This window comes from Lysinibacillus sp. RC79, from assembly GCF_041262405.1.
In the GTDB taxonomy this organism is placed as follows: Bacteria; Bacillota; Bacilli; order Bacillales_A; family Planococcaceae; genus Lysinibacillus.
Genome location: NZ_JBGCCD010000010.1, coordinates 103,079 through 125,607 on the forward strand (window position 1 = coordinate 103,079; position 22,529 = coordinate 125,607).

The window sequence follows — 22,529 nt, forward strand, 5'->3', positions numbered from 1 at the left end:
ATTTTAAGGCAAACACATATTTCCCTATCAAATTTCCATTAATAAATCCGAAAAATCTTCTTCAGAAAAGACAGCAATATTATTTCTTCTTAGCAATGCAGTTGTTACGCCTACTCCAACTAATTTTGTACCACTGAAATCCCCATTGTAAATCAATGCACTGCCACAGGATGGACTATATTCTTTTAAAATTACCGTAGTCGCACTTAGCTCGAGTGCTTTCTGTAATGTTGCATATGCGCCCTTTATATAAAGCTCCGTAACATCACGGCCCGATTTTTCAAACACTCGCGCTTTTCCATCAAGAACGTCTCCGCCATCTCCACCAACGATTTCAGCAGGCTCACGAGGCGTCGAAAAACCTCCCATAAATTCAGGACATACAGTTACCGCCTTATTTTCTAACACAAGCTGTTGAATTCTTTCATCTAAACTATCTGTTCCGTTATAACGTACCTTTAACCCTGCTAAGCAGGAGCTTATTAAAATCATATGCGCACCTCATTTTTATCCATTTCGTATAATCACAACTATAGCTCATTTGAAAATTCCGTCAACAGCCCTTCTATGACTTAAATTACTTCCATGACCTACTCTATTCTCTTTTTAATGAGTAATAATGATTTATTAACTCCATTTTTTATTATTTGTAGGACAACCATTTCACTGATTTGTGCTACTATTTTATTATCTAATTTCATTTATGAACGAATTCTATCTTTATAAAGGAGGAAAAGACTTGGTTGAATTTACAATTTGTTTTCTTAAGAAGGGTGACCAAATATTATTGCTAAATAGGGATTTCCCAGAATGGATGGGGGCTTGGAATGGTGTAGGAGGAAAGATTGAGAAAGATGAAACTCCACTGGTTGGAGCATTAAGAGAAATTAAGGAAGAAACAGGCATTGTACTGCAGGATATTAAATACAAAGGGAAAATAACATGGACCGATGGATCGACCGACTTTGGCTGTATGTATGCTTTTATTGCTGAATTACCAGAATCCTATCATTATGTGACACCGATTAAAGTTGCAGAAGGCATTTTAGATTGGAAAGATCTATCATGGATTTTCCATCCTAAAAATGTAGGTATAGCAGATTTAAAATATTATTTACCGAAAATGCTGGATGAAACAGCCAACTATGAATACATATTTACATATAAAGATAATAAATTAATTGATGTTAAGAGTACCCCATTAGTACTTACTGTCTAAATATTACAAGCCCCGTAAACGTAACAGTATCGTTTGCGGGGCTTGGCTAATTATTTTTTTGGTTGCGCAAATCGCATTCTGCACATCGACCAATTCAATGTTGTTTTTTGAATTTCATCATAGATGTTCCACAAGCTATCGACTACTCGTAATTCAACATTACGTTTAAACAGTTCCTCATATAAATTTGCTACTTCAAATTTAGCAATAGGATATTGCGTTGTTTCACTTGTATAATAACCAGCATTTTGATCCTGTAGTGTAAACCCTTGGATATCAAACTCATATAAGTAGAGTTTCGTATTTTTCATCGTCTCAAACCACTTGCTTTCAATTACGACGACATGTCCACATGATGCTGATGTTATATAGTCTTGTTTATCCTGTTCGGTTGTATCGGCACCAATATGGTAGCAAACTCGTGGACAATTTCTTGGTGTTAAAAAATTAGGTAAGCATATATCGTTGATTGCCCATACTAGGCCTTTTTCTGGATTTAAATCTAGTCGATCCGGTAATCGTGGATGAAAAACTGTAATATCACTTTCCTCACTGACATGATATATGCGCACATGTTTCCCCTCCTTATTTTCTTAATTTGAAGACTATGAAATCTGCACAATGCAAATCTTCCTCGAATCGAGGATACTTTGTCAGCATCTCTTTTGAAGGCATCGGTTCGATAACGTCCTCTATAGAAAATCCTACTTGAATAATTGCTTTCATATAGCTCGTTAATGTTCGATGGTAAAGCACGATTTTTTCATCAGAATCTAGCTGTTCATATACCCCTTCATAAAAATAACGTTGCACCTTCCAATACTGTTGGTCTAGTTGTTCATTTCTTAGCCATCCACTATTAGGTGTAACAAAGCAAGGGTGAAGAATTGAAAAGATGAATGTACTATTAGGTTTTAAAAGACGATACATTTCACTCAAAGCCGCCTTATAATCTTCTAAATCTTGAAGGACCATATTAGAAACAATACAATCGAACTGTTCATCTGCTAAAAAATCTAGTTCTTCGCAATTTCCATGTTTATATTGTATCGGAACTTCCTCATGTGTTCTTTCTCTAGCAATTTCTAGCATCTTTTCTGAATAATCAACTGCTGTGACAATAGCCCCTTTTTGAGCAAGTATTCTACTTAAATAGCCTTCTCCGCACCCTGCATCTAGTAGTCTTTTTCCTTTCATCTCTTCTAATAATGAAAAAATGGCTGGATTTAATAATACTTCACGGTGTATGCCACCATGTTCATCGTAGTTTGCTGTAAATCTTTCTGCATGTTGATCCCAGCGTTTAATCGCCTCTTCTGTCGGTACTGTTCTTGCCATACAATTCCCTCATCTCTGTATAGAATCGTAACGTTACGTCCCTTGTGCACATTACTATTTTTTCATATACCCTCAAAAAGATATAGACTTATATTTTATTTTTTTATATCATTTAGATTGAGGCACGCCATCTTTAAGTAAAAACATAATCCAGAAATTCCCAATCGAATTTCTGGCTTTTCTTATTTAAGGGCTAGATTGCGTTTTGATAGGTAAAGCATTGTCTAAAGTGGCCTGTTGTTTAACAGTGATCCATCTTCCAAATACCATGACAATCAATGCAAAGAATACAATGACTCCTGCAAATACAAGCGCCGCCTTGTAGCTACTATATACCGCCACAAGCTGACCCGCGATGATTGGTCCGATAATTTGTCCAAATGCATAAAACGTTGTTAACAATGATACGACTGGACCGCTTTGTGTTGGGAATAGCTGACGTGCATAGGAGGTTGTTAACGTTACAATTCCTACAAATGTTAAGCCAAATAAAAATGACGATAATAATACGCTCCATACTGTTTGTGAAAATACTGGTAACAAGATGCCGAATACTTGCAATATGTATGCCACAAACAAAATTTTAATTGCTGAAAACTTTTCTAATAACACTGTCCAAACTGGTGCTGATGGTATGGCCGCTACCCCTACAATGACCCAGCTATACGAAGAGTATGCTTGCAGTGAGGGAATATTATGAATGATATCCACTAAAAAAGTACCAGTGATAATATAGCCTAACCCCTCAAAGCCATATGCGACGATCAACCATGGCATAAAGCCCTTTGTCATTTTTGCATCTGAGGATTTAGCGGTTTTCACACTATCCTGTACATGCAAACCTCTCCAAAGTATATATGTCATCACTAAAAACACAGCAGATAAAATCCCTAAGCCGATCCATGTACCTTGCCAAGCAAAACGTGCTTCAATTGCAGGGACTAATAAACCTGAAATAGCAATTCCTAATCCGATACCCCCAAATAAATAGCCAGACCATTTTGTAAGTGAATGCTTTGCTAAGTAATCCATTATAATACTTGATGTTAATACAAAAATAAGTCCCCCTGTAATGCCCGCAATCAGACGAAGTGCAAGCCAAACACTATATATTTCAATGATTCCCATAAGAACAACAGAAAGGACATTCAAGACAACACTTAACAATAAAAAGTTCTTCTTCTGGCGATTGATAAATCCTGCCCACAAAGCGCCAATGAAATAGCCAATATAATTACTCGATGCCAAAAATCCTGCAACTTCAAACGAAAACCCGACATCATGACGCATAAACGGCAAAATTGGTGTGAATGCAAAGCGGCTAATCCCCATTGCCACTACAAGTAATAGCACTCCACCAAATAAAATTCCGATGTGCTGTCGATTCATCATGTCCCCACCCCCTAAAAACTTTTTGTAATTAAAAGGATACAGAGTGAAAATTAATAAATCTAATATATAATTTATATAAAAGGATAAAAAATATTTATAAGAGGTGGGATACATAAATGAATTTACATGCTCTTAGATTATTCACAAAAGTAGCTGAGCTCAATAGTGTTTCTAAGGCAGCGCAAGCTCTCATGATTAGTCAACCTGCCGTTACCATTCAAATTAGAAATTTAGAAAGAGAACTAGACTTAACTCTTTTAGAATCAAAAGGTAGAGGAATTACTTTAACACAAAATGGCGAATTTTTATTTAAACAGGCTCAGCGATTATTTGATTTAGAATTGGATATCGAAAACAAACTAGTGCAATTAAAAAACACAGGTAATGAAGAATTACAAATTGCTTCTACCCATGTTCCATCCCATTTTTTATTACCAAAATGGCTCGCAAAATATAAACAAGCCTATCCGACAACTAATATCCACATAAAAACTGCTAATTCCCAGCAGGTTATTGAAGAATTACTTCACTATAAGGCTGATATGGCTTTTATCGTAAAAGAGGATGGTCATCATCCAGATATTAATTATCAATTTCTCATGAATCTAGATTATTGGTTTATCGTTCCAAATGGTCATCCCCTGGCAGAACAGAAAGTGACATTAGCGGAATTAATGCAGCAGCCATTTGTTTCACGAGAAGATGGTAGCTCTACGAAAGAATATTTAAACGCTTTATGTAAGGTTCATAAAATCCCACCACCAAGAGTAGGGCTACAACTGGACGGCATCAATGAATCCATTCACGCCATTGCCGCTGGATATGGTACGATGCTAGCTCCATCTATAGCTGCTTCTAGCTTTATTCAACGACAGCAAATAGCGCGAGTTTTTATTAAAGACATCGATATTCAGCGCCCTATTTATCTTTGCACAAGAAAAAATGAACAAAATACCTCTTCGACCTTTAATACTTTTATTAACATCATCAATGACTCAATTTCATAACAGCCTCTTTTCAAAAGCTTGAACTACACAAAATTTGTACAATAACTAATTGATGTGTAGTTTTTTCATTTGTACAAAATTGCAGTCAACTATATCTCAATATTTCATCACCATAACTTGGATTGATTCCCGTTCCGACTGGGTGCTCTCCTGGAGGCGTCCGATGATCCGCTTCTGAAATAAAGATTGATTAAAATCATCTTCCCCCTAGAGAATTCTTAGTTAAGTGATGATTTTTTATTGGATAGATATTTATGCCACAATAAAAATTGTGAAGAAATGTACTTAACCTAACGCAGCAGCTTAACTCAATAAATGGGTAGAAACTCCTTAGATTAATTTCTAAGGAGTTATTTTTGTTTATGAATTCTCATTGACTTTATAAAAAGAATGGCATAAACTGAATTAGCACTTTGAACAAAGTACTTTAATTAAAGTACTTAAAATTAAGTGTTTTAATTTAGGCACTTCATTTAATGTAAAAACAAATAGTAAGTGAAGAAAGGATACAAATATATGAAATTTACTCAATTCTTAAAAACAAAAGGTGCAATAGCTGCTATTTTTATGGGAATTTTCTATGCTATCGCAATGCTAGGCATTTTTTTATCTGGTTATTCAGCCATTCCAGGAAATGTGGACAAATTGCCAATTGCTATTGTCAATGATGATGCAGGTGAATATGGAGAAAAGATTGCCAACCAATTAGAAAAGAATTTACCGTTTAAGAATATTGAGACAGATATAACAAATAAAAAAGCCTTAGAAGATTTAGAGAAGAATGATTTAGCGTTAGTTGTACACATTCCAGAAACGTTCTCTGCGGATATCCAAAAAGGTGAAACATCATCCAATATCGACTTTACAATTAATGAAGCAGGAGCAACTACTGTTTCTTCTACGATGAAATCAGTAGTTACGGAAATTAACAATCAGTTAAGCACGCAATTCTCACAACAAACAGCTCAAGGCGTGTTAATGAATTTTAATATTCCAAAAGATCAAGCTGCTGAATTAGCGAAAAAGATTGAAACAACTTATGAAGGAAACGTAATTACAATCAACAAAATACCAGCGGGTATGAATAATAATATGCTACCAATGTTCTTAACGATGGCTGGTTATACTGGTGCAATGATTGGGGCGATGCAATTGGTATCTGCCTTTAGAGAAAGCCGTAAAAAAGCAAGTAAAAAACGTTTATTCACTTATGTACAATTGACTGCTTTAGTGATTGCAGTGGTATCCTCACTAGCTGGTACAGGGATAGCCTACTTAATTAATGAGCCAAGTGGTAGCCTATTCTTCAGTATAGTAGGACAACAAATACTAAACTATATGGTATGTTTCAACTTCACAGCAGTTTTAATATTCTTAGTTGGTGAAGGCGGAATGGTTTTAAACTTACCGATTCTATTAATCCAAACATTAGCAAATGGTGCTACAATGTCACGTCAAATGATGTATAAGCTATATGAGTGGATGAGCCATATTTCCCCAATGTATTATTCCGTACAGGGATACTATGCAAAACTATATGGAAGCATTAGTCCAAGTCCTTATATCTGGTCAATGGTTACGGTTGGGGCAATTGCAATGGTCATTAATATTCTTATCGTTACTTTCATCCATAAACCACTGCCGTTAGAAGCAGAGGAAGCAGAAAAAACGATGGATAAGGTACAAAGTGTAGCTGAAGTTACAACTTAGTTTTGCTATAATAAGAAGACAAATTCTTCTTTAAGGAGCATAGAGAATGTCTATTCAAATTTTTATTTTAAGTAAGCTGATGGAGAATAATAACTATCCATATAAATTGAAAAAACAGCTTTCAGAGCCAATTCCATTGGATGAACTAAGTGGTTTAACTGAAAGCAAACTTTACTACCATTTTGAGTCATTAGCAAAAAAAGGTTTAATAGAGGCAACTGAAATCATTAAAGAAGAACATCGACCTGATAAACAAGTATTTGCGATTACGGATAAAGGGCGTGAAGAACTGCCTAAATTAATCTACAAGTTATTTGAAAATGCTGATGATATTACTGAAATGGTAATAGCTTTAGCAAACATCAAATATGTTGATCGTAATAAGGTAGCAGAAATATTAGAAAAAAAATTAAAAACTATTACGAATCGTTGGAATGAAGTTTCACAATTTGACAGTCAGATTATGATAGATGAAAATAACGAGAAATTTGTAAAATTTATGGCAGATTATTTTTCAACTAAAGTAGAACACAAGATTTATTGGCTAGAGGAGTTAATTAAACAGATTAAACAAGAGGAAATTTAATCCATAATAATTGAACTAATGTGAAAAGCCTACTAAACTAACGGGGGCTGCGTTCCAGAATAATCAATCTTTATAATAAAAATAAATAGAGACAGACAGAGAAAACCTCGTATTTTGATCAAACTTGTTCAAAATACGAGGTTTTATTTAATCAGGAAACTGAGGATTGCCATTAAATTTTCATCAATCTTTTTTCAAAAGTGACAGCTTCGCTAACGCTTTCACTCCAATCAACTACATGACATACGTCTTACAAATATCATCCTAACTTTTAGCGATGATTCATCTCAATGCTTGTATAAGCTGTAAAAAAATAGTGAAATCTGCTCGAAAAATCTACATCATTTCCACTAATATTCGTTTTTTTATAGACAAAACAGTTTTAACGACCTATAATAATCCATACATTCATCAATACACGAACATTAAGGTGGTTTTTATGGCTGAATATACGTTAATTTTCAAAGGGACAGCTTTTTCAAGTAAGTCTCCTACTGAAGTACAAATTTTAAAGGATTATTTATTCTTCATTAATGCTGACGGGATGATTGAGAAAACAATAGCTCCAGAGCATGAGGATTATCAAAATCTACTAACTACATATCAACATCAAGAAAATTTTCATCAATTAGCTGATGGACAATATTTCTTCCCAGGCTTTGTCGATTTGCATGTTCATGCACCTCAATGGGCACAAGCTGGAACTGCATTAGATATTCCACTTTATGACTGGCTGAACACATACACCTTCCCTATCGAATCCAAATTCTCCGATTTAGAGTTTGCACAAGAGGTCTATGAAGATTTAGTAAGTACTCTTCTTGCCAATGGAACGACTACATCGCTCTATTTTGCAACTGTCCATAAAGAAGCAAGCCTGTTATTAGCGAAAATTTGTGCTGAAAAAGGGCAACGAGGTCTAGTTGGGAAAGTGGTGATGGATGATCCTGAACAAAATCCAGACTATTATCGAGATGCAAATACTCAGACTGCACTAAAAGATACAGAAGAATTTATTTTAGCTGTGAAGGAATTAGCCACATCAACGAAACAAGGTGTTTATCCAGTTGTAACACCACGCTTTATTCCAAGCTGTACAGACGATGCTTTAAATGGTTTAGGAGAATTAGCTGCTAAATACGATACACATATCCAGTCACATTGTAGTGAAAGCGATTGGGAGCATGGCTACGTAAAGGAACGATTTAAGAAAAATGATGCCTTTGCCTTACATGATTTTGGGCTATTAGGCGATAAATCTATAATGGCACATTGCAATTTCTTAAATGATGATGATGCACAGTTATTTGCTGAAACAGGTACAGCGATTGGTCATTGTCCAATTTCTAATGCTTATTTTGCAAATAGCGTCATTCCAATTGCCCACTTCCATGCAAAAGGCGTTGATATCGGATTAGGGTCAGATATTTCTGGTGGCTTCTCTCCTAGTCTATTCGATAATGCTAGACAAGCAGTCATGTCGTCTAGAATGCTAGAAGACGGTGTCGATACATCTCTTCCTGCTGAAAAACGAGGTGTCCCAAATTCACGTATTACGATTAATGAAGCATTTTATTTAGCAACAGCAGGTGGCGGAGAAAGCTTAAGCCTACCCATTGGTCGATTACAAGAAAACTACACATGGGATGTACAAATCATCGATACTAACATACCTTCTGCAAAACTTCCTATTTTTGATAGCAAGGAAGATTTACAGGATATCTTCCAAAAAATTATGTATCTCGTGCGCCCTGAAAATATCCGTGAAGTTTGGGTACAAGGAAATAAGGTTCACGCTAGAGCCTAAATAACCTTTTGCATAAAAAATTAAAATATTTACAACTTTGAGGTGTACATCTTAGTGGAAACGCAACATAACAAATTAGCTAACGATAAAATGAAAACTCAGCAGTTAACAGTTTTACCAGATGAGAAGGTGTCATTCGGCCAATCCGTCCTACTTGGTTTACAGCACGTCATGGCAATGGATGTCTACGTAGTGCCGTTTTTAATTGCCATGTTAATCGGTTTACAATCAGGCCAATCAAGCGCATTGATTCAATCGACATTCATTGCGGTAGGGATTGCAACGATTATTCAAACTCACTTTTGCATGAAGTTACCGATAGCACAAGGTCCTTCATATGTTCCAATCGGTGCCATTGTAGGTATATATGCAGCTAGTGGTAGTGGAGATCTTGGTTGGAGTACTGTGCTAGGAGCAAGTTTAGTCGGCTCCATCTTAGTTATTATTTTAGGTTTTTCAGGTATATTCAATAAAATCGTGAAAACTTTCATTCCGCCAATTGTCGGAGGGACCATTATCTTTGTAGTCGGTCTTTCATTAATGCCTGTAGGTTTAAGTAATAACATTTTTAATGCGGCAGGTGCATCTATTAACCAAAACATCTATTTAGCTTTAATTTCAGCTATCGTTCTAATCCTTTGCGTTATGCTAGGTTCTGTCTTTCATAAAAAAGGCCGCGTATTTCGTATCGCTTCAGTAATCATCGCTTTAATTGCAGGTTGTATTACCGCAAATATTATGGGCGTTTTAGATTTATCAGCAGTGTCACAAGCAAAATGGTTTAGTATGCCTCAAATTCCATTTGTAGATTTCAGCTTCACGTTTAATTTTTCTGCTATCATTACAATGGTGATTATTTATATCGTCTTAATGGCAGAAACAACAGGTACATGGTTTGCAGTGAGTAACGTCATCGATAAACCATTAACTGATAAACAAATTAATCGCGGGGTGATCGGCGAAGGAATTGGTTGTTTCATCGCATCATTACTAGGCTCAACTCCTGTCACTGGCTATTCAACAAATGCAGGTGTGATATCGATCACAGGTATTGCAAGTCGCCGTGTTTTCATTGCTGCAGGTTTTTGGTTTATTTTATTTGGATTCTCTGGAAAATTAGCTGCTCTTATTTCTGCTATTCCTTCAGCAGTTATCGGTGGTGTATTCGTTATCGTATGTGGCATTATTGCAATCAGTGGTTTACAAGTAATGAAAAATGAAAGCATCGGTGAAAAGGAAATGTATGTAATCGCAGTACCAGTGATTTTAACATTAGCCCTAACATTACTTCCTAAAGATTTCTTATACTCATTACCAACAACCGTTCAATACTTATTCGGTTCTCCAATAGCAACAGCTGCTATAGTAGCCATATTGTTAAATAAATTATTACCTAGTGCGAAATAGCTTTTAAACTCAAATGCGCAATCTCCTATTCCTAAGAGATTGTGCATTTTTCTTATTCAAAATATTTTCTGAAATTTCTGTCCAGCTTTCTATTTTTTTGTTATACTAGAGCAAAAAAGTAGGGATTAAAATGATATACGACGTGATTGTAATCGGTGCAGGATCAATGGGGATGGCAACAGGCTATAATTTAGCGAAAGCAGGAAAAAATGTCTTGATGCTTGATGCCTTTAATCCTCCTCACGAAGAAGGTAGCCATCATGGGGAAACAAGAATTATTCGCTTTGCGTATGGTGAAGGAGCTAGCTATGTACCTTTTGTCAAAAGAGCTGGTGAATTATGGAGAGAGCTTGAAACGTTAACGGATGAAGCTTTATTTTTACAAACAGGTGTAATAAATGTCGGTAAAGAGACCCATTCTTTTATTCAAAATGTAAAAACTAGTGCTAAGCTCTATGATTTAGCATTAGAACAGTATTCTGCGGCTGGAGCAATGGAAAAATGGCCTGGATTATCTTTACCCGAAAACTTTGTTGTTTGCTTTGAGCCTACTGCTGGTGTCCTTCGTGTAGAAGCCTGCATTAGCGCTTATAAAAAATTAGCTCTTGAGGCTGGGGCAACCTTACATACAAATGAAAAAGTACAGAACATCGAAGCTGGAGACATTATACGTGTTCAAACAGCAAATAGCATTTACGAAGCAAAGCATTTAATTGTGACAGCGGGTGCCTGGGCGACTGAGTTACTTCAAACAATGGACATCACCATCCCTGTAACACCGACGCGAAAAACATTTGCATGGTTTGAGGCAGAGGAGCAACTGTATCGTGAAGATGTTTTCCCGGCCTATTGTTTTGAATTTGCTGATTCCGCATACTATGGTTTTCCAAGTATTGATGGAGCTGGCCTAAAGCTTGGCAGACATGATGGCGGCGAGGCTATCAATCCAAACGAACCGCAACGTCCCTTCGACGAACAGGATGCAATAGATTTACAAAACTTTATCAATCATTTTATGCCTCAGCACGGTGCATTGAAATTCGGAAAAACATGTAAATATTCAATGACACCAGATGAAGATTTCATTATTGATTTTTTACCTGAGCATCGAAATATTGTCATTGCAGCGGGCTTTTCAGGGCATGGTTTTAAATTTAGTAGTGCAGTTGGTGAAGTATTAGCTGATCTTACCCTACACGGAAAGAGTAAACAGGATTTATCTCTCTTTAAGCTAAGTCGTTTTACGAGATAAAAAACCATCAAAGGAATTTGTCTCAAAAGTTAGTGGAGACACATTCCTTTTTACTTGAAACCAGCTATAGAAGCAAAAAATCTGCTGTTGTAAAATCTAAGTCGCTTTACTCTTTCTGCATTACATAATAACCCACTCAATTATCTACAATTTGTACACCCTTCTCTTTTAAGTACCTTGAAATAATCCGTTTTCAGTATATAAAACACTTCTCCCTTTAAATCTATGTATGGATTGTATCCCTTTCGAGAGTAAAATTGGGTATAATGCATTATAAATAACATTTTATAAAAAATAGTCCATTTTAATTAAGGGAGGGTAATAAGTTGATAAATATTTTAGTAGCGGACAATCATGAAGCTGTTGGGGAAGGTATAAAATTATTATTAGAACAAGAAGTAGATTTCCATGTCACGGTTGTAAGAACTGGTGAGGAAACTTTGAATGCCCTCTCGCAACAAACATTTGACATATTTTTATTTGATATAAACATGCCCTTTTTAAATGATCAAGGATTAGTAAAAAAAGTGGAACAATTATATTCTGAAGCAATTAAAATTATCTACACAGGCTACGACATTGAACCTTTTTTCAATATTTTAATAGAATCAGATGTTTCTAGCTTTGTTAGCAAAACAGCCTCTAAGGAAAATCTTATTATGGCAATACGCTCCGCTCTAGATGGGAATGCCATGATGCCAGTGAAATTATTACGACAATTAAAACTAGTAGATACCCAAACGAACAAAACGGAAATAATGAATCAGTTAATTCAATATGACCTCAAAAAAAATGAACTAGCAGTGCTTAAATTAGTGGCTGCTGGAAAGACAAATAAAGAAATAGCAGAAAATTTAGTTGTTAGTTTACGCACAGTCGAATATCGTTTAACAAATATTTTTCAAAAACTACAAGTACATTCAAGAAAAGAAGCTGTTGAAAAAATTAAAAGAATAGGATGGCTATAAAAATAAATAATCGAATGGTCAGGTGACTTTTATATTCATAAAACCGCAAAAAATACAGTACTAACCGATAAAACATTGTGGTTTATTTGTGGTTATGAAGCTACAATACCATGATAGAATGAATATAAATTATTGATAGATATTTAAAATTCTGAATATCTCCATTGATCAGTTTGGACTGCTGGTCTTATGGGTTAGCTGATAAATTATTTGAATGGTATACACAAAAGTTTTGTCATGCATATAGAAACAAAAATTCTGTAACTAGAATGGTGGTGATACTATTGCTCCGTAAGCTTTTAATAATTGGATTAGCTATGTTACTTACATTGGTAATTCAAAAAATTCTAAGAAATATCGGAATATTAAACAACAACTCTTTACCTTTAGAGTTTTTAAGTTATGTAGTAATATTTTTCATAGTATATGCATTACTCGACATTAAAAATTTGTATACACTTATTTCGCAGAGAGTAGTGTGAACTACTCTCTTATTTATGATTAAAGTTAGTTGATACTTGACCCAATACGCTAGAACGTTATGTCTATCCCCAATAAGCCAAAGAACGTTTCTTCATCGCTTCTCGGTATTGCTCTGTTGAGACTGGCAATGCTTTATTTGTTTCATAACCCATAATGACACCATATTTACGAACAACATCCATTTGATTAATTTCACCTTTGTTATACATCTGCTCAACTTCTATTGAATCTGTTTCCAGCCATCTATGGCGATTTTTGCGAATATAATCGCGTTCTTTTAATGTTGCAGCCATATCAATTTCGAAGGCATCCAAATCACGGTCAATTTCGTGGATGACTACACCATAATCAAGCTTTGCACGCTCAATCGAAACATATTCATCGATAACGTCCTCCAAAACGGCGTTTACATCTCGTGCTAATGGGTCACCTAAGCCACCGCCTCCTGCTGAGGGACGTGTAAAGGTATCTCCTTTCTTCAATTCAACATTGGAGAAAATCGTGCCTAAAAATTTTTCATCCTCTTTGTTTGGATTTAAAATAGCCCCCTGTGCGATAGAAGGTAGGCCACCCTTAATCCCCCAAGTAATGGAGCGAGAACGATCACAGCAATAGGACATCACTGTTTGGTCTACATCGGTTAAAACGCCTCCCTTTTCTACACCACAACCACCACGGTATTTACCTGGACCAGCTGAATCTATAATGATTTCATGCTTCGTTGTAACAACTGGTGACAAACGCTCTTGCCCTTCGCATGGTTGAACACTCAAACCTACCCCGAACACTGGCGAGGTAGTATTCGCACCATCACGGTCAATACGTCCACCATGACCACCAGCCATCCAGTCATACCACATAAAATATTCACTACTATCTCTCCGCTGATCATACCCACCTATTAATAAATACTCTAAATTAAATGAACATGCGATAGCGCGTTCAGGCATAATATTCGACCATAACTCGAAGCAGGCATTCATAATTTTTTCAAACGCTCCTGAACAATAGCCAGAAACAGCTACTGGACTAGGTGCGTTAACGACAGAGTTTTCGGGTAGGAATATTTTCACAACACGATAAAATCCTGAGTTCAGCGGAATGTCTGGGAAAAATGTTTTGGTTCCTGCATAAGTACCAGAAAGTGCTGAGCCAAAGCCTGCATTTAAGAAACAGCTAATATAAGGATGTGAATCGCTTAAATCATAAGCTATTTCATCCTCCGTAATGGTCATTTTCACACGAATTGGGATGAGGCCATCTCCTAATTGTGGATCCATATCGATATAGTCCACCGTTTCCCATTGTCCTTTTGGTAAAGCCTTAATTTTCGCTCGCATTAATCGTTCTACATAATTTTGGACTTCTTCAAAAGCTACTAGCACTGTATTTATGCCGTACTTTTCAATCATTTCTTGGAGCTGCTTTTCTCCGACTTTTGCGGCTTCCACTTGAGAACGTAAATCTCCAATACGTTCTTCCGGGATCCGCATATTCATGACAATAAGCTTCACAACATCAGTTAAATATTGACCTTTACTATAAATGCGGACAGGTGGGATACGTAAACCTTCCCCATAATGTTCCTTAGCTGTAATATCAAAGGAACCTGGGTTAGAGCCACCAACATCTGCCCAGTGACCATTTGTTTGCATGAGTGCAATCAGTTTGTCATCATGGAATACTGGTAAAATTACACGTACATCACTGAAATGTGTTCCTCCACGATAAGGATCATTTACTAAAAATACATCACCCGGATGAATATCATCAGCGAAATCCTCTAAGACAGCTTTTGCAGTTAAATGCAATGTCCCTACATGTACCGAAATATCTTGCGTTCCCTGCATAACGGTGTTCCCTTGTGCATCGCATAATGCACAGCTGAAATCTCGATTATAAATAACAAACGAGTAACATGTACGCAGCATTTGTTCAGCCATTTGATCGACTAAATTCACAAAGCCGTTTTTTAACACTTCAAATGTTACTGGGTCTAGATTTTGTATCTTATGATTTGTCTCCAATTTCGTTGTACTCATAGCTAATTCCTCCTTATCGCGTATTAGTTCACCGTAATAATAATATTTTTATAGGCATCTACTTCCGCAGTAAATCCTGGTGGAATAACAGTCGTCGTATCCAACTGATCGATAATGGCTGGACCAGCAAATTGTGAATAAACAGGTATTTTATCGCGATTATATACGTTTGTTTCAATATATTTATCCTCAAAATAAACCGGACGTGTTTCTTTAAAAGCATCTTCCAGTGAGCCTTCAGAAACATATTGCAGGAAATTAGGCTTTGGTACTGTGCCTATAGCCGTTACACGTAGGCCAAATATTTCTACGGTTTGATCCTTATCAGAAAATGCAAATTCTCGTTCATGTTCTTGATGGAACGCTTCCAAAATAGCATCTAAGGAAGTGATTTGATCGGATACGAGAACAGCTAGAGATCTCCATTGTCCCTTATAACGAAGATCTATATAATTCGTTAATGACGATGTATTTTCTGCTATTCCTTCCTCTTCTAATAACGCTCTTGCCTCTTCTCGTAATTCTCTAAATTGATTTGTTAGTTCCTCTGCACTTACTTCATCTAGTTTTTTCACATACGTTTTAGAAATATCATGACGGACATCTACAAGTAGGCACCCCATTGCCGCTGCTACACCTGGATGAGTAGGAATAATGACTTTTGGGATGTTCAAATCTTTTGCCAAATAGGCACCGTGTAATGGACCAGCACCACCAAAAGCTACAAGCGCGAAATCACGGGGATCATAGCCTCTCCGTACTGATATTAATCGAACTGCATCACTCATATTGGCATTTGCAACTTCTAAAATGGCACTTGCCGATTCCTCAACTGATTGACCGAACGCATTTGCGATTTTTTTCACAGCCTCTCTAGCTGCCTCTTTGTTTAACTGCATCGTTCCATCTAACAAATCCACACCTAGGCGTCCTAACACTAAATTTGCATCAGAATTAGTTGGCTCAGTGCCTCCTCGGTCATAGCAAGCTGGACCTGGTACTGCCCCTGCACTTTGTGGTCCATTTCGTAAAGAACCGCCTTCATCTTTCCAGGCGAGGCTACCTCCACCGGCCCCTATTGTTAATATTTCAATGCTCGGGAAACCAATTGGATAGCCATATTCTATAGACCAGTCCTTTGTAATTCGTATATCCCCCTTATACATCAGTGAAATATCAGTACTTGTACCACCCATATCTAAGCCGATTGCATTGTCAAATCCGCACAACTTTGCGATATGCTTACTTGCAATTGCGCCAGCAGCTATCCCGGAACTTGCTAATCTAGCAGCATAGCGGGGAACTGTACTTGAAGTCATGACACCGCCACCAGAATGTAAAACTAATATTTCATCGTCATAGCCCTTTTTCTGCATTTCAGTGCTTAACTTACTAATGTAATTACTCATTATTGGTCCAAGAACTGCATTAATAATAGTTGTACTCATACGCTCATGCTCAAAAATTTCTGGAAGCACCTCACTGGAAATACAAACATAGACATCCGGTAATTCCTCTTTTAAAATTTCTTTGACTTTCGCCTCATTTTCTCCGTTCACATAGGCATTGATGAAACACACAGCAATAGATTCTGTTCCCCGACGTTTTAATTTTTTTGCTAATAAACGAACTTCCTCTTCATCAATGGCTTGAAGAATATTTCCTTCATAATCTATTCGTTCTGTCACTTCAAATCGATCACGTCGTTGAATATAAGGCCTCGCAGTATCTTTGTATGTGTCCCAAATATCTTCTTTCGTTCCCCGGCGAATTTCGATGACATCTCTAAAACCCTTTGTCGTAATAAGAGCAGTTTTTGGCAGTTTACGCTCAATTAACGCATTCGTTCCAACTGTTGTACCATGAGAAAATATTTTAATATCCTTACCATTTAATGCTGCTTTTTCTACTCCATTTAGAATTCCTTGCTCCGGATTTGAAGGTGTAGACGACGTTTTTGTAACGAATACTTCCCCGGTCTCTTCATTAAAAACAAATACATCCGTAAACGTTCCTCCGACATCAATTGCTAAACGACTTTGTGCCATAGTTCTACCTTCTTTCGTTTAATTAATTAAATCTAAACCCCAAATTTTTTTTGTATATATAGTTAATGCCTCAAGCGAATGCCCCAGATTTTTTTAAATTTTTGCGTACAATTTGAGAAAAATCTGGGTCATTACACCGAGGCATATGTGACGTATATTTTTTTGTTTTCTATCCTAAATTTCTATCAAAATAAACTTGTTACTCACTTTTTGTGCCAATCGTTATTGTTTTAAACGTTGTAAAGAACTCTTTCGCTGCCTGCCCCTGCTCACGAGCACCGGTACTTGAGTTTTTCATTCCTCCAAACGGTGCTTGGGGCTCTGCTCCACCCGTTTCATCGTTAACCTGTACAAGTCCAACTTCACTACGGTTAATAAAATCAAATGCTTTCGGAATGTTATTTGTATAAATAGAAGCACTCAATCCAAAATTAGAATCATTCGATAATCGAAGCGCTTCCTCATAATCTTTTACTTTGATAACCGCTAAAACTGGTCCAAAAATCTCTTCATGGGCAATCGACATCTCGTGTGTTACATTCGTAAAGATTGTTGGATCAATATAGTATCCTTCTAACATACCTTTTGTAGGACCACCGCCAAATACAAGCTCTGCACCCTCTATTTTTGCTTTCTCGATGGCGGATAATATAGAATCATATTGCCCTTTGGATGACACAGGCCCCATCGTGACACCAACTTCAATTTTTTTAGCTTCTTCAATTAACTGCTCTACTACCTTTTCATAAACCGCTTCCTCGATATAAACTCGACTAGTTGCTGTACAACGCTGTCCCGTTTGCTTCATCGCACCTTCAATCGTTAATTTTGCAGCTTGATTTATATTGGCATCAGCTAAAATGATCGCTGCATTTTTGCCTCCAAGTTCGAGCTGAATTTTTTTATTAGTTGATCCAGCAGTATCTAAAATACTTTGCCCGACACTATTTGAACCTGTAAATGTAATCGCCTTTACTTCAGGTGCCTCCAATAATACCTGCCCTACCTTTGAACCGCGGCCTTGTACGACATTTAACACGTTTTTTGGTAAGCCCGCTTGTTGGAATAGTTCTCCTATTAATTTACCGGTTAAAGCGCTTTCAATCGAAGGCTTCCAGACAACTGTATTGCCGTACACTAATGCAGGTGCAATTTTCCATAGAGGAATAGCGACAGGAAAATTCCAAGGTGTTATGGCGGCAACGACACCAAGTGGTACCCGCATTGTATACAATAATTTCGCTTCATTGGCAGAAGGTAACACCTCACCTGTTGCCCGCATTCCTTCTTGCGCAAAATAACGTAAAATGGAAGCGCCACGCTTAACTTCACCAAGCATTTCATTTTTCGTTTTACCCATTTCACTCGAAGCTATTTCAGCTACTTTATCAATATTTTTCTCAAGCAAGTCTGCTGTCACACGTAAAATTTCTCCACGTGCAACAGAAGACGTATTTTTCCAACCTTCAAATGCTTCCTGAGCTGCAACGATAACGTCTTTCGTTTCATCTATTGTCAAAAGCTCAACTTGGCCTATACATTGAGATGGTTTCGCGGGATTAAATTGTTCTCGTATTTCTCTAACAATAGTTGTCATAAAACTCCTCCTTCAAATAGTGATCGTTTACGTCAACATTACTGTTTTTCAACAATTGTTTTACGAATATGCTCAAATGTCTCGTCTAAAATACGTAACATTTCATCTAGCTCTACTTTTGATAGAATGAGAGGTGGAGAAAAAACAACTGTATCTTGATCATACGTAACCGTACGTAGAATCAATCCTCGTTTCATCGTTTCTTGTACAAAAATTGGACTAAGAGGATACTCAAACAATTCACCCGTCTCACGACTCTTTACTAATTCAATGGCTCCAAGTAAGCCAAGAGTACGCACACGTCCGATAAAGCTATATTTTTCTTGCAGTGCTCGGAATCCTTCTAACATGGCATCCCCCATATTTGCAGCATTTTCAACGAGATTTTCTTGCTCAAGGATTTCTATGTTTTTCAATCCAACTTGGCAAGCGAGTGCATGACCGCTGTAAGTATATCCGTGCATTAATGTCCCTTTAGAAAGCTCACATAAATCTTGATGAATTGTTTCGGATATCGCCACACCACCAAGTTGAACATAACCACTTGAAACTCCTTTAGCGAAAGACATCATATCTGGCACTACCTCGTAATGTTCCATACCGAAGAATTTTCCTGTACGACCAAATCCCGTAATAACTTCATCTGCAATGAATAAAATACCGTACTCATCACAAATTTTTCGAACTTCTTTAAAGTAATCTTTTTGTGGAATATTAACCCCACCTGCACCTTGCACAGGCTCAGAAATAAATGCTGCCACAGTCTCAGGGCCTAACGTTTCAATAGTTTCACGTAAATTTCGTACGGATTCGCTGTATACATAGTGGAAATCAGGGGCGTGTGAATTGGTAAAGTCACGAAATGCTTGTAAGCCTGTCGCATTTGTAGCCCCCATAGCTACACCATGGTATGAATGAGTACGTGAAATAATTTTTTGACGATCTGGCTGCCCTTTTAGTAACCAGTAATGACGTGCTAATTTAATCGCTGTATCGTTTGACTCTGAACCGCCTGAAGTGAAAAATACAGTGTTTAAGTCGCCCGGAGTTAATGAAGCAATTTTCGTTGCTAAGCGAATAGCTGGCTCATTGCTAAACGATGCGAAGCAGGAACTAAATGCTAATGTAGATATTTGCTCCTTCGCCACTTCGGCAATTTCTTTACGACCATGCCCAATATTTACATTCCATAGAGAAGACATCCCATCAATGTAGATATTTCCTTCTATATCTTTTAAATAAATGCCATTGCCCTCTGTAAAAATGGCTGCTGGACCTTGTGTTTGCTGTTGCTCAATCGACGTTGTTGGGTGTAGAAAATGTTTTTGATCTAACGTTTTTAGCTCTTCTTTTAGTTGAATTGTCATAAATGCCAACCTCTTTTCGTTTAAAATTTTATACATTTTTTTAGTAGCAATTCTCATGCCAACTGGTAAAAAAAAAATTATTTTAACGAAAAAAATTGCCTTTTTGCCATAGCGTGGGATTGATTTCCGTTCCGATTGGGCGCTTGTTGCTGACGCTACGCTTTCGCACAGAGCAAAGCTTCCTGGGGGCGTCCGATGAGCCGCTTCACTCGCGTTGCTCGCTCCAGGGTCTCGGGCCAACAAGATGTTGGTCACGAAGGCGTTATCACAGGACGTGATGGTTTTAGCCTTCGTTCCTCTATTGCTAATCCCCAAGGAGTCGCCCAATCTCCACTCCAATCAACTCATATTTAGGGCATACGTTTTAAAAATTTCATCCCTAACTTTTGGTGATGAATCAAAACAAAGCAATTAATTGTTGCTTCACAAAACTGCTCCAAAAAGAAAAAGAGACGCTTTCTTGTTTGAAAATGCCCCTTTTCTTCTACATCAATTAACAACATTAATGATGCATTCCATCATTTACTTTGTATGAATTAGTGAGTATTGCGATAGTACAACTTATTGTGCATGAATGAAATTTTGATGCAAAAATACATCATTAGTCCTCATATGAAATTTGTTTCGTTAATTGGAATTTTTGTATTTTACGTACTAATGTTGACTGATCACAGCCAAGTGATTTAGCAGCTTGCCTGATACTTGGATATTTAGATAGAGCTTCCTTAATAATCTGCTTTTCAAACGCAGCTACTTGCTCCTTTAAAGTACCACTAAACTTCGGGGATACAACTTGTTCCTGGATGCTTTGTATTTCTACTGGATCTTCTAGATCACGCATAATAGTTGGGTTACTATCTAACTCTTGTTGCACAATATATGCTGTTATTTCTGGCTGCGTTGCTAATAAGCAAATACGCTCCACCATATTTTTAAGTTGGCGTACATTGCCTGGCCAATCATAACACTCTAATATGTTCATTGCAGATGACTCAATTGTCCGATGGATACTATATTTTTCTTCAACAATAGCTAAAAAATGGTTGACTAGTGGGATGATATCTTGGCGACGATGTCTTAAAGGAGGAATTTCAATCGGAATAATATTTAACCGATAATATAAATCCTCACGAAAATTACCTTGCCTCACCATATCCGCTAAATTTCGGTTTGTCGCAGCGATTATGCGCACATCAATAGGAATAGGCTTTCCACTACCTAGACGCTGAACCTCTGATTCTTGGAGCACACGTAATAATTTCGCCTGTAGTAATAAGGGCATCTCTCCTATTTCATCTAAAAACACTGTACCACCTGATGCAATCTCAAATAACCCTGCCTTACCACCTCTTAATGCACCCGTAAATGCTCCTGCCTCATAGCCAAAAAGTTCAGATTCTAATAAATTCTCAGGGATTGCACTACAGTTAATCGTTAATATTTGCTTATTATGACGCCGGCTATTTGCATGAATAAGCTTTGTAATTTCTTCTTTACCTACGCCCGATTCACCACCAATTAATACAGTTGAGTCTACCTCTGCAACTCTCATAACTCGCTTTACAACCTGCATCATTGCTGAAGATACAGCTATTAAACTACTTTTTGTGTTTTCTTTATTATGTAAGGCATGTAGCTTATTTTTAAAATTCTCATTTTGAACTTCTAATTTTTTTACTTCTTTCTCTAACAGTTTTAATTGTGTCATATCACGAGTAATAGCAACTACATATTGTAATTCGCCATATTCATCAAATATTGGCTTACCTGAAACTAAAAAGCATTTGCCATTAATGAACGTCTGCAAAATAGTTACTTTTTCTTTTGATTCAATTACTTTCATCGAAATGGAATCACTCATTAATCCTTCAGCGATTACGTCTTTTGCATATCTCCCCATTAAATCAATGCCAACAATTTCAATATCAATATCATTTTGAAATAAAATTTTGCCATCGCAATCACATACTGTAACACCATCGGATATGGAGTTTAATACTTTAATTGACAATGGGTTCATAAAGTCTATATAGCTATACTGCATGAATGGTTTGACATGAAATAAGCTACCTTGCGAAGTCTCTAATACATGAATGAAATACCCTTCAACCTCAAAGGTTTCTATTCCTTTACTATATTGTTTTATTATTTCTTCAATAAGCTCTATTTGGATATCACTTTTAATCATTACCTCATCATTTTTTACAATAAAAAAATGCTCATCTTTATGTAGTTGAGTTATCGACATCTAGATCACTCCTTCACGAACTTTAAATAACTTTTTCATTCAATAAATAAAAAAATCC

General features: G+C 36.8%; 17 protein-coding genes. 8 read left to right on the forward strand and 9 right to left on the reverse strand.

All coding sequences use genetic code 11. The features are described from left to right. Positions 1-27: 27 nt before the first annotated feature. Entirely contained in the window at positions 28-492 is a 465-nt protein-coding gene (locus tag ABH968_RS12195; protein ID WP_370044297.1) for a 2-thiouracil desulfurase family protein, read from the reverse strand. A gap of 247 nt (positions 493-739) precedes the next feature. Here ABH968_RS12195 and ABH968_RS12200 point away from each other — a divergent pair, with 247 nt between their 5' ends. Further along, complete coding sequence (locus tag ABH968_RS12200) at positions 740-1,219, forward strand: NUDIX hydrolase (protein ID WP_370044298.1); 480 nt, start codon at positions 740-742, stop codon at positions 1,217-1,219. Between the two features lie 50 nt (positions 1,220-1,269). Here the strand turns inward: ABH968_RS12200 and ABH968_RS12205 are convergent, their stop codons facing one another. From ABH968_RS12205 to ABH968_RS12215, 3 genes are all read right to left on the reverse strand, one after another. Continuing rightward, the gene (locus tag ABH968_RS12205) at positions 1,270-1,791 is read right to left on the reverse strand and encodes a DUF6886 family protein (RefSeq protein ID WP_370044299.1); all 522 of its coding nucleotides are present in this window, start codon (positions 1,789-1,791) and stop codon (positions 1,270-1,272) included. Between the two features lie 13 nt (positions 1,792-1,804). After that, a complete protein-coding gene (locus ABH968_RS12210; RefSeq protein WP_370044300.1) occupies positions 1,805-2,557 on the reverse strand; it encodes a class I SAM-dependent methyltransferase in 753 nt (250 codons plus the stop codon). A 186-nt stretch (positions 2,558-2,743) separates the two neighbouring features. Then, positions 2,744-3,946 (reverse strand): YbfB/YjiJ family MFS transporter, encoded by a 1,203-nt coding sequence (locus ABH968_RS12215; protein WP_370044336.1) that lies wholly within the window; start codon positions 3,944-3,946, stop codon positions 2,744-2,746. 119 nt (positions 3,947-4,065) lie between these two features. On the opposite strand from ABH968_RS12215, the gene ABH968_RS12220 reads away from it, so the two are divergent. From ABH968_RS12220 to ABH968_RS12250, 7 genes are all read left to right on the forward strand, one after another. Continuing rightward, positions 4,066-4,956, forward strand: a complete 891-nt coding sequence (locus tag ABH968_RS12220) for a LysR family transcriptional regulator (RefSeq protein WP_370044301.1) — start codon at positions 4,066-4,068, stop codon at positions 4,954-4,956. A 516-nt stretch (positions 4,957-5,472) separates the two neighbouring features. After that, positions 5,473-6,666 (forward strand): YhgE/Pip domain-containing protein, encoded by a 1,194-nt coding sequence (locus tag ABH968_RS12225; protein WP_370044302.1) that lies wholly within the window; start codon positions 5,473-5,475, stop codon positions 6,664-6,666. 46 nt (positions 6,667-6,712) lie between these two features. Then, positions 6,713-7,252: a PadR family transcriptional regulator gene (locus ABH968_RS12230; RefSeq protein WP_370044303.1), complete on the forward strand. Its 540-nt coding sequence runs from the start codon at positions 6,713-6,715 to the stop codon at positions 7,250-7,252. Between the two features lie 439 nt (positions 7,253-7,691). After that, positions 7,692-9,059 carry a guanine deaminase gene (gene guaD / locus ABH968_RS12235; RefSeq protein ID WP_370044304.1) on the forward strand — a complete coding sequence of 456 codons (1,368 nt, stop codon included), beginning with the start codon at positions 7,692-7,694 and terminating at the stop codon, positions 9,057-9,059. A gap of 54 nt (positions 9,060-9,113) precedes the next feature. After that, positions 9,114-10,466 carry a uracil-xanthine permease family protein gene (locus ABH968_RS12240; RefSeq protein ID WP_370044305.1) on the forward strand — a complete coding sequence of 451 codons (1,353 nt, stop codon included), beginning with the start codon at positions 9,114-9,116 and terminating at the stop codon, positions 10,464-10,466. A gap of 130 nt (positions 10,467-10,596) precedes the next feature. Further along, the gene (gene solA / locus ABH968_RS12245; protein ID WP_370044306.1) at positions 10,597-11,718 is read left to right on the forward strand and encodes an N-methyl-L-tryptophan oxidase; all 1,122 of its coding nucleotides are present in this window, start codon (positions 10,597-10,599) and stop codon (positions 11,716-11,718) included. 326 nt (positions 11,719-12,044) lie between these two features. Beyond that, complete coding sequence (locus ABH968_RS12250) at positions 12,045-12,686, forward strand: response regulator transcription factor (protein WP_370044307.1); 642 nt, start codon at positions 12,045-12,047, stop codon at positions 12,684-12,686. A gap of 545 nt (positions 12,687-13,231) precedes the next feature. On the opposite strand, the gene ABH968_RS12255 is transcribed toward ABH968_RS12250, so the two are convergent. The 5 genes from ABH968_RS12255 to ABH968_RS12275 form a co-directional block, all read right to left on the reverse strand. Further along, complete coding sequence (locus ABH968_RS12255; RefSeq protein ID WP_370044308.1) at positions 13,232-15,211, reverse strand: hydantoinase B/oxoprolinase family protein; 1,980 nt, start codon at positions 15,209-15,211, stop codon at positions 13,232-13,234. Between the two features lie 23 nt (positions 15,212-15,234). After that, complete coding sequence (locus tag ABH968_RS12260; protein WP_370044309.1) at positions 15,235-17,259, reverse strand: hydantoinase/oxoprolinase family protein; 2,025 nt, start codon at positions 17,257-17,259, stop codon at positions 15,235-15,237. A gap of 199 nt (positions 17,260-17,458) precedes the next feature. Further along, positions 17,459-18,856: an aldehyde dehydrogenase family protein gene (locus tag ABH968_RS12265; RefSeq protein WP_370044310.1), complete on the reverse strand. Its 1,398-nt coding sequence runs from the start codon at positions 18,854-18,856 to the stop codon at positions 17,459-17,461. Between the two features lie 38 nt (positions 18,857-18,894). Continuing rightward, positions 18,895-20,223, reverse strand: coding sequence for an aminotransferase family protein (locus tag ABH968_RS12270; RefSeq protein WP_370044311.1), 1,329 nt, complete (start codon positions 20,221-20,223; stop codon positions 18,895-18,897). Positions 20,224-20,824: 601 nt separating this feature from the next. Then, a complete protein-coding gene (locus ABH968_RS12275) occupies positions 20,825-22,471 on the reverse strand; it encodes a sigma-54 interaction domain-containing protein (RefSeq protein WP_370044312.1) in 1,647 nt (548 codons plus the stop codon). Between the last annotated feature and the right edge of the window lie 58 nt (positions 22,472-22,529).

Coding starts and splice junctions, on each gene's coding strand:
- ABH968_RS12195 (WP_370044297.1), bottom strand. CDS start 492: ATGATTTTAATAAGCTCCTGCTTAGCAGGGTTAAAGGTACGTTATAAC.
- ABH968_RS12210 (WP_370044300.1), bottom strand. CDS start 2,557: ATGGCAAGAACAGTACCGACAGAAGAGGCGATTAAACGCTGGGATCAA.
- ABH968_RS12215 (WP_370044336.1), bottom strand. CDS start 3,946: ATGAATCGACAGCACATCGGAATTTTATTTGGTGGAGTGCTATTACTT.
- ABH968_RS12220 (WP_370044301.1), top strand. CDS start 4,066: ATGAATTTACATGCTCTTAGATTATTCACAAAAGTAGCTGAGCTCAAT.
- ABH968_RS12225 (WP_370044302.1), top strand. CDS start 5,473: ATGAAATTTACTCAATTCTTAAAAACAAAAGGTGCAATAGCTGCTATT.
- ABH968_RS12230 (WP_370044303.1), top strand. CDS start 6,713: ATGTCTATTCAAATTTTTATTTTAAGTAAGCTGATGGAGAATAATAAC.
- guaD (WP_370044304.1), top strand. CDS start 7,692: ATGGCTGAATATACGTTAATTTTCAAAGGGACAGCTTTTTCAAGTAAG.
- solA (WP_370044306.1), top strand. CDS start 10,597: ATGATATACGACGTGATTGTAATCGGTGCAGGATCAATGGGGATGGCA.
- ABH968_RS12255 (WP_370044308.1), bottom strand. CDS start 15,211: ATGAGTACAACGAAATTGGAGACAAATCATAAGATACAAAATCTAGAC.
- ABH968_RS12260 (WP_370044309.1), bottom strand. CDS start 17,259: ATGGCACAAAGTCGTTTAGCAATTGATGTCGGAGGAACGTTTACGGAT.
- ABH968_RS12265 (WP_370044310.1), bottom strand. CDS start 18,856: ATGACAACTATTGTTAGAGAAATACGAGAACAATTTAATCCCGCGAAA.
- ABH968_RS12270 (WP_370044311.1), bottom strand. CDS start 20,223: ATGACAATTCAACTAAAAGAAGAGCTAAAAACGTTAGATCAAAAACAT.
- ABH968_RS12275 (WP_370044312.1), bottom strand. CDS start 22,471: ATGTCGATAACTCAACTACATAAAGATGAGCATTTTTTTATTGTAAAA.